The organism is Longitalea luteola (assembly GCF_017356035.1).
GTDB classification, from domain to species: domain Bacteria; phylum Bacteroidota; class Bacteroidia; order Chitinophagales; family Chitinophagaceae; genus Niastella; species Niastella luteola.
In genome coordinates, this window is record NZ_JAFIQX010000005.1 from 150,785 (window position 1) to 159,269 (window position 8,485).

Consider the following 8,485-nt stretch of genomic DNA (forward strand, 5'->3'; position numbering starts at 1 on the left):
CGTTTGCACCTGTTTACATTTTCTCATTGGCTAACTAAAGAAAGCTTATACCCGCCGTCCAGCCTATCCAGCCGGTAACGTTGCTGTGCCAGAGTTCGAAGGTGTCGTAGCCATCGTCAGGCACAATAAACTTGTAGCCTTTCACAGCTTCCGGTTGATCCGAATAATAGACGGCAAAGGAAGGACCGCCAAAGATGGCAACCCCCTTTGCCAGTTTAACGGTAGCCAGTACCTGTAGTTTACTTAGCTGGTTCAAATAATTCCAGTTGCCAAGATATAAATATTGGGTCGTGAGCTCAGGGTTAACAGTGAGCCATTTGCCGGCTTTAATTTCATGGCCGATACCAAAGCCGTAGGAAAAGCTTTTTTCATCATTGCCTGCATTGATGCCTGCCAGTAGAATGTTGTACAATTTTGCATTGCCCGATTTAAAAGCCAGGTTAAAGTTCAATACTTCATTGGTGCTGATGGTGATCTTGTGATAGCCCTTCTTTACAATATTGATAAGGCCCATGCTAAAACCGGAAGAGGTGTCTGCTATATTGATAAGCCCCAGTTGGAAACCTTTAAGGTTTTTGGTATAATTCACAATACCGGCGATCTGTACGCCTTTGATAGAGCTGTTATTGATATTGGCGATGCCGGCAAGTTGCAGACCTTTTATCGATTGCCGGGTATAGTTGGCGATACCGCCCAGCTGGCCACCGGTAAGCTGGCCGGACGTTTGATTATAGATGCCGGCCATTTGCAGTCCACGGGCGTCTTTAGTTACATAATTGACAAGACCGCCATATTGAATACCGGTGAGGTTGCCTTTTGCACTGTTGAACCAGCCAGCCAGTTGTATGCCGTTCACATCGCCTCCTGTCACATTGAAATAGCCGGCCGCCTGAACACCCTGCATATTCATTTTATCAATATTGAAAAGACCGCCCAGCTCAACGCCTGTTACGCTGCCCGTTACACCGCCTAATATATTCAACGAAAAATTACTGGAAGTGAATTTGTCATTTTTTCCCTGTGTGCTCAATCCCGGTACAAAGGCAACCCTTACAGGTGCGTAGATGTTTTTTTTCAGACTGTCTTTCGCTTGCGCAAATGCAACGGTTTTCCATAAGAGACAGGCTGCAAGGCATACTGCTATTTTCCCATTTATCATAGAAATATTCATTTGCAGTATGACAACCGGTTGCCGTTGTTCCCCTATGGGTGGATCGGAAAAATAAATAGCGCGCGTTAAAAAAGGCTTATGCCGGCATTCCAGCCAAACCAGCCTTTAATGGTATCATCCCATAAGTCGAATGTGTGATAGGATGCAGGAACGGGTAATTGAAGTCCTGACGGATTCTTTTTCCATTCAGTATAATAGGCAGTGAATGATGGTCCGCCGAACAGGGTTATATATTTACCGAGTTTTATATTGAACTGAAGATGGAGCTTGTTCATTACATTGGCATTCTCCCAGCTTTGTACACGCAGGTATTGCGAAGTGAATTCCGGGTTGATGCTAAACCATTTGCCTATTGAAAATTCGTGGCCGAGGCCATAGCCGAAAGAGATGATCGATGAAGTATCCGTGGTTCCTGCCCGCTTGCTGTTTTTGTAACCCACTAACAGAATACTGTACAGGTTTTTGTTGCCGGTTTTGAATGCCGCGTTATAATCAAGTACTTCATTGGTGGATAAAGCCAGTTTGTGCATGCCCTTCAACACAATATTGATGAGCCCAATGCTATAGCCGGCAGAGGTGTCCGAGATATTTATCAGTCCGGCCTGAAACCCGCGTAATTTTTTAGCGTAATTCAATATTCCAAACTGGGCGCCGCTCATTTCGCGGTTGGCGAAATTGGCGATAGCAGCCAATTGCACGCCTGATACTTTTTTATGGGCGAAGTTCACAATATTTGCAGCCTGCATACCGAACACACTGTCATAGCAGACGTTGTGAATATTGCTTAACTGCACTCCGATAAGTTTTCCCTTTAAAAAGTTCGAAATATTACCAGCCTGAAGACCGGTTAACGAACCGGATACATGGTTATGAATACTGCTCAATTGTACGCCGGTGACATTTCCTTTTACATAGTTAGAAACGCCGGCTGCCTGTAACCCGCTAACATCGTGTAACACGTGGTTATGAATACCTGCGAGCTGTACGCCGGTGACCGAGCCGCCGGTGATGTTTCCCAGCCCGGCTGCCTGCAGGTATTTAACATCCTTCTTGTTGATGTTAAAGGCGCCGCCCAGTTCAACCCCGGCTACGCCCGCTGTATAACCACCTATTACGTTAATTGAGAAATTGTTTATTACCTGCGCACTCAATCTTCCATGTGTACTTAATCCGGGTGTTAAGGAGATCTGGGAAGGACGGTCGGCGAAGAATTTTTCCAGGTTAATACTTTGGATTTTCTGTTTGGCCGACACCAGCCTTTTACCCCAGCGGGTTCTTTCCACCTGGTTAACTTCTCCTTTAACGACAGCAGCGGTGGTCATGAAAGTATCTACGGGCGGTTGAATGACAATGGTATCGGGTAATTCATTTTCAACCGGACTAATTGTTACTACCGGCTCACTCACTACCACCGGAGTCATTACGATGGTCACCTGCTGATCGTATTTCGGTTGAATAACAACCGTAGTGTCTTCGAACATTTCACGGCTGATGGTAAGGGAAGCCGTACTGTAGCGGCTTTTAAGTTTTATTTTAAAGTAACCTTTATCATCAGACATGGTTGATACCAGCCGTTGCTTTTCATAGATGGTCACATTGCCAACTTTTTCACCGGTCTCACTATTCAATACAATGCCGCTGACCGTATATAATTTCTCAGGGCTGGGGACTTTACTGGTAACTACAGCGGGGGACGTTATCGGTGCTTTCCGTAATATGATGTAATTGTTACTTTGCTGCCACTTGTATCGATTGCCGCATAACTGGTCAAGCACCTGTTTAACCGGCCGGTTATAGGCGGAGATGGAAATGATGCTATCCCGGGTAATGATGCTGCTGTTATAGGAGAAGTAAAAATTTCCTTTGCTGCTGATCAGTTTTAGTACATCTGACAAACGTTGATTGGTTGCTTCGACAGAGATCCTTCTGTCGAGCAGGCTTTGTGCTAATCCGTGCGTGGTGGTGATACAAATTAATGCAATGATTATAGGAAGGGCGCACCTGAGTGTTGTCATGGTTATTAATTCAACATGCAATTTAGCGTAGTATGATCTTTCCTTTTTCTTTGGTTACAGAGATATTAAATGTTGACTTAATGATATTGAGAATTTTGTCAAGCGGCTCATTATCAAAAGTAGTGGTAAGCGGCAGGTTGCGGATGGCATCGTTTTCGAAAACAATATGCACATTGTACGCTTCGTTCAGCTTGTCTACCAGCTTCCATAAGGGCGTTTCATCACAAACAAATTTTTTGCTGCGGTAGTAGTTGTACAGCTGATCGGTATTGGCTGTTTTTTGCAGAACTGTTTCGTTGAGGCTGGTAAGCGCTTTTTGTCCGGCCGTTAATACAACGGTTTGTTTTTCGGTAGCCACCTTAACGATGCCTGTTTCAACGATGATCTCGGTAGTATCGCCTCTGCTTCGCACATTGAAAGAGGTGCCAACAACGGTAATGGTCACATTGTTGGTGTGAACTTCAAATGGTTTTTTCTTATCGGGTTTTACTGTAAAGAAAGCTTCCCCGTTCAACTGCAAACTTCTTTTGTTGTCAGGAAATTTTTCCGGAAAGGATACCTGTGAATGTTTGTTTAAAGTAACGATAGAGCCATCGGGCAATGAATCGGAGGTAACTGCTTCGGCAGCCTGGATGGTAGCCATGCGCACAACGGTGCCCGGATTATTATGGAACAGGACGTAGGTGAGCACCGCAATGCCTATGATGAGGCCGGTGATCACAGCTGCCCGCATCAGGGAGCTGTTCAATGACCATACAGGGGCGGCCTTTTCCCTGGGGAACGATCCTTCCTGTACGCGGTGTTGGAATCGCTGCCAGGCAGCCTGTTCATCAACCTCGGTAACGTTGGCGAGCTGAACACTTTCTTCCCAGATCAGTTTAAAATGATCGAAGTAGTGTTGGTTTGCCTCATCCTCGGCCAGCCACTGTTCCACCTGAAGCATTTCTGCCTCCGTAGCTTCACCGGTAAGGTGTTTTACCAGCAGATCGTCCATATGTTGTGTAGAACTTTTCAATAAGAGTAATTTTAAAAATTACAAATTCCTAATTATTAATTCCAAGAGCCAAGTTCCAAGAACCAAATAAATTCCAAATTCAAGAATCAAAATTGTGATTTGAGATTTGCGTTTCTTTTGGTTCTTGTGATTTGTGATTTCCTACCATATATAGAAATAGGCTAACATGAAAATCGGTAAATAATCTATCAGTTTTATTCGTAATTGTTTTAATGCTTTGCCCATCTGGTTTTCCACGGTTTTCACTGAGATACCCAGCTGATCGGCAATCTCCTGGTATTTCAGCCCTTCGAACCGGCTCAATTGAAAGATTGTCCGGCATTGCTGGGGCAGGGCATTCATGGCATCGCGCAGCTTTTCTTCCAGCTCCCGCACCAGAATTTTCCTGGCAGCACCCTGATCGTTATGGTTATTAGACTGATGCATAACATGCACTTGATACCGCGCTTTTATTTTCTGGTGTTTCAGGTAATTCAGGCTTTCGTGATAAACGGCTTTGTATAAATAGGCTTTGAGTGATGTTTGTATGGTGTCTGGGACTTTCTTCTCCCAAATTTTGTAAAAGACGTTCTGGACGGTTTCTTCGGCTATAGCTTCATTCTTCAATATAGTGAAAGCATAAGCGTACAGGCTTTTAAAGTGTTCTTTAAAAAGCTGTTCAAATTCCTGTTCACTGTCGGCCGACAGCGGTTTAACGGCGGTGCTTGTATTTGGGATAGCCACTTTAATGCGTTGATAATCCGCTTCAAATATAAATGCTTCCAATAAAGTTTTATCAAAAGAGACAACTGAAAATAATAATACCCCTACGATTCTTTAAAATTTTGTTATCGTTTCGATGGAACATATTGGGCAAAGACCGCATGTGTAAGACCGGGAACGTAGATTTTCACCCTTATTTGTGGAAAAAACAACCCATTAATGCTTGTTTTAACCTTTTTTTGGTATTATTATTGAACCCTGAATCAGTTGCTGTTTACAATATTGCAACTGCTTGTAAAAAACGGGCCAGATTTATTTTTTCCCGATGCACAATAACGAATGTATTAAGTAAGTTTTTTATAGGTAGTCATACAAAAGGTAACCAGCCCGCCATAACCCCCACATACCGTAGTACATAATATAATCCAACCGTCCCTCTGAAACCATCTTGTCGTTTCTGTAAGCCAAACGTGTACCTATAAATATTCTTTTATGTTGCGATTCCTGCTCGTTTCCATGTACGAGTTTAAACAGTTTCTGCAAATTGTACTGTGGATAGCTATACCTGGTACTGTCATTGCCTTCCTGGTAACTACCTTCTTTCATTACAAGCGTAAAAAGAAGAATGCCGAAGGAGGCGAACCGGCCTATATGGAAGGTGGTGGTTTTCATACGGTGATGGCTGCTGAGCCGAATGGCAACAGCCAGGTGCCTGACTGGCTGGCGAGCGGTACCAATCCCGATAACCAGCCATTGATCAAGAAATATGAGCAGGAAGTTCGCCGTTACCGGGAGAATTACGCTATGCTGGAACAGGATTTCCGCGAGCTGGAGGGTAAATATGCCGATCTTCTTAATAAAGCATACAGCACCGAAAAGCAAAATGATGATGCGGCTGCGCGGTTGCAGTTGGAGGTGAACGGGTATAAATTAAAAGTAACACAATTGCAGCAGGCCCTGGATACGGCACAGGCCAATGCAAAGCTGATGCAGGGTGAGCAGCAGGTGCCTGAAGCGCTGGCACATGCGCAGCAACAGGTACAACAACTGCAGGAAACTGTTCAGCAATTGCAGGACAAACTGCGCGCCCAACAGGAGCTCAAAGAAAAGAATGCCGCAGAAGTTACCCGTTTGGAAAACCTGATGAAGAACATGGAATATTCCGCAAAGTCGGCTCAGTCGGAATCGGAGGAATTGCAACGTTACTATGCCAAACAGATTGATGAACTGGGCTCACAATATAAAAATGAAAAGAATGAACTGGCCATACAGTTACAGCAGCTGCAAAAAACAGTTCAACAATTGACCGATGAGAAAGCTGCGCTGCTTGAAAAATTGCAAACAGCCGGCGAACCCAAACATGGTACCTACGAACAACAGATAAAGGAATTACAACTGTTACTTTCCACTGCAGAAGAAGAGAAGGCCGCTTTAAAGAATAAGATCACCGATCAGCAATACCTGCAGGATGTTTTGCAGGAAAAGAAATTGCAGATCGAATTCCTGCAGAACCAGCTGGAACAGCGTATCAAGACTTTCCGCGAGATAGAAAAAGATGCTGCTGATAAAGCCCTGCTGGTACAGCAGACTCAAACACAGAAAGAGAATTTTGAACGGGAGATGCATGCGTTACGCGAAGAGCTGCAGCAGCAGCGGGAAGAAGTAGCCGCCTGGCAGCAGGCTGTTGAGCGCAGCCGCGAAGAGATCAGGCAACACCAGGAAAGCCTGCGTTCAAAAACGGGTCATATCGAGAACCTCGAGCGTAACCTGCATGAAGTGCAACAGCAGCAGGCTGTATTACAGCTGGTGCTCGACGACAAACAAAATATGATCACTTCCCTGCAGGAATCATTGAACCGCGAACAGCAAAAGACCAGGGACCTTGAAGGTAAACTCATCACCAATAACCAGTTGTTGTCGAAGATCTATGGCGATCTGTCAAAATCATTGAGCAGTCCGCCGGCCTCGCAACAGCAAAACGGCACCAAGTTAAATGGCAATGGCAACAATGGCTCCAACGGCCATGTAGTGAACGGCAACGGCTTTAACCTGGCGGGGCAGCATTAAAGGGATCAGTCACCGGTTGCCAGTTATCGGGTACCAGTTACCGGTTACCAGCTATAAGTCAAGAGTTATACATCAGGCAGAACAACGTTCTGTCTTTAACATGTACCAAAACTAACTGCCTTTACATTATTCCTTTCCTTTATTGCAATCTGGTGCTACGCAGGGGGAAATAACGCCCGCTGCCCGTTTTCACAACTTGTCCCCATATTTTGCCTGAATTAGCACATTTGCATATTGGCAAATTAGCACATTGAGCCTTTTCGTACCTTGCGCCCATGGAGCAGTACCTGGCACTTTTAAAGCACATTAAAGAAAACGGCGTTTATAAATCTGACCGTACCGGAACCGGTACCACCAGTTGTTTTGGCTACCAGATGCGTTTTGATCTGCAGCAGGGTTTTCCGCTGGTAACTACGAAAAAACTACATCTGAAGAGCATTATTCATGAATTATTGTGGTTCCTGAAAGGGGAAACCAATATTAAATACCTGAAAGAGAACGGTGTTAGCATCTGGGACGAATGGGCCAATGAACAGGGAGAGTTAGGGCCGGTGTATGGCAAACAATGGCGCAGCTGGTCGGCAGGCGGGGGAGCGCAAACCATTGACCAGATCAGTGATGTGATCAGGCAGATAAAAACCAATCCCGACAGCCGCCGGCTGATCGTAAGCGCCTGGAATGTGGCCGACCTCCCCAGTATGGCGCTCATGCCCTGCCACGTGTTGTTTCAATTTTATGTAGCACCTCCGCCGGGCGGGGCGGGAAGGCCTCGTTTGTCGTGCCAGTTGTATCAACGGTCTGCAGATGTATTCCTGGGCGTTCCATTCAATATTGCCTCTTATGCATTACTGACCATGATGATCGCCCAGGTGTGCGATCTCGATGCGGGGGAATTTATTCATACGTTTGGCGATGTTCATATTTACAGCAATCATATAGAGCAGGTGAACCTGCAGTTAAGCCGTACACCGTATCCGTTGCCGACCATGCAACTGAACCCGGCTGTAAAAAACATCTTCGATTTTAGATACGAAGATTTTACCCTGCAGAACTATCAGTTTCATCCGGCTATTAAGGCGCCTGTGGCTGTTTAAAAGATCACAAATCACAAATTGCAAGAAGGAATCGCAAATCTCAAATCGCAAAACTTAATACGTTTTAGGAGTTGGTTTTTGAAATTTGAGTTTTATTTGGGTCTTGGATCTTGGTTCTTGAGATTTTAGTGTAGGAGTTTGGTTTTTGAGATTTATTTGGTTCCTGGATCTTGGTTCTTAAGACTTTGATGTTGGAATTTGGTTTTTGAGATTTTAGTGTTGGATCTTGGTTCTTGAAATTTATTTGGTTCCTGGATCTTGGTTCTTGAGATTTTAGTGTAGGAGTTTGGTTTTTGAGATTTATCTGGTTCCTGGATCTTGGTTCTTGAAATTTATTTGGTTCCTGGATCTTGGTTCTTGAGATTTTAGTGTAGGAGTTTGGTTTTTGAGATTTATCTGGTTCCTGGATCTTGGTTCTTGA

7 protein-coding genes are annotated in these 8,485 nt (G+C 44.6%); 2 read left to right on the plus strand and 5 right to left on the minus strand.

The window, feature by feature from the left end; all coding sequences use genetic code 11:
• Window positions 1-34: 34 nt before the first annotated feature.
• The 4 genes from JUB15_RS14660 to JUB15_RS14675 form a co-directional block, all read right to left on the minus strand.
• Entirely contained in the window at window positions 35-1,159 is a 1,125-nt protein-coding gene (locus JUB15_RS14660; RefSeq protein ID WP_207513243.1) for a hypothetical protein, read from the minus strand.
• Window positions 1,160-1,236: 77 nt separating this feature from the next.
• Entirely contained in the window at window positions 1,237-3,186 is a 1,950-nt protein-coding gene (locus JUB15_RS14665; protein ID WP_207513244.1) for a peptidase associated/transthyretin-like domain-containing protein, read from the minus strand.
• A 22-nt stretch (window positions 3,187-3,208) separates the two neighbouring features.
• Complete coding sequence (locus JUB15_RS14670) at window positions 3,209-4,201, minus strand: FecR domain-containing protein (protein ID WP_207513245.1); 993 nt, start codon at window positions 4,199-4,201, stop codon at window positions 3,209-3,211.
• Window positions 4,202-4,342: 141 nt separating this feature from the next.
• Window positions 4,343-4,966 (minus strand): RNA polymerase sigma-70 factor, encoded by a 624-nt coding sequence (locus JUB15_RS14675; RefSeq protein WP_207513246.1) that lies wholly within the window; start codon window positions 4,964-4,966, stop codon window positions 4,343-4,345.
• A gap of 429 nt (window positions 4,967-5,395) precedes the next feature.
• Between JUB15_RS14675 and JUB15_RS14680 the strand changes: the two genes are divergently transcribed.
• Window positions 5,396-6,970 carry a coiled-coil domain-containing protein gene (locus JUB15_RS14680; protein ID WP_207513247.1) on the plus strand — a complete coding sequence of 525 codons (1,575 nt, stop codon included), beginning with the start codon at window positions 5,396-5,398 and terminating at the stop codon, window positions 6,968-6,970.
• 275 nt (window positions 6,971-7,245) lie between these two features.
• Window positions 7,246-8,064 carry a thymidylate synthase gene (locus tag JUB15_RS14685; protein ID WP_207513248.1) on the plus strand — a complete coding sequence of 273 codons (819 nt, stop codon included), beginning with the start codon at window positions 7,246-7,248 and terminating at the stop codon, window positions 8,062-8,064.
• Window positions 8,065-8,128: 64 nt separating this feature from the next.
• Here the strand turns inward: JUB15_RS14685 and JUB15_RS14690 are convergent.
• On the minus strand, window positions 8,129-8,485 hold a 357-nt coding region (locus tag JUB15_RS14690; RefSeq protein ID WP_207513249.1), incomplete at its 5' end, for a hypothetical protein.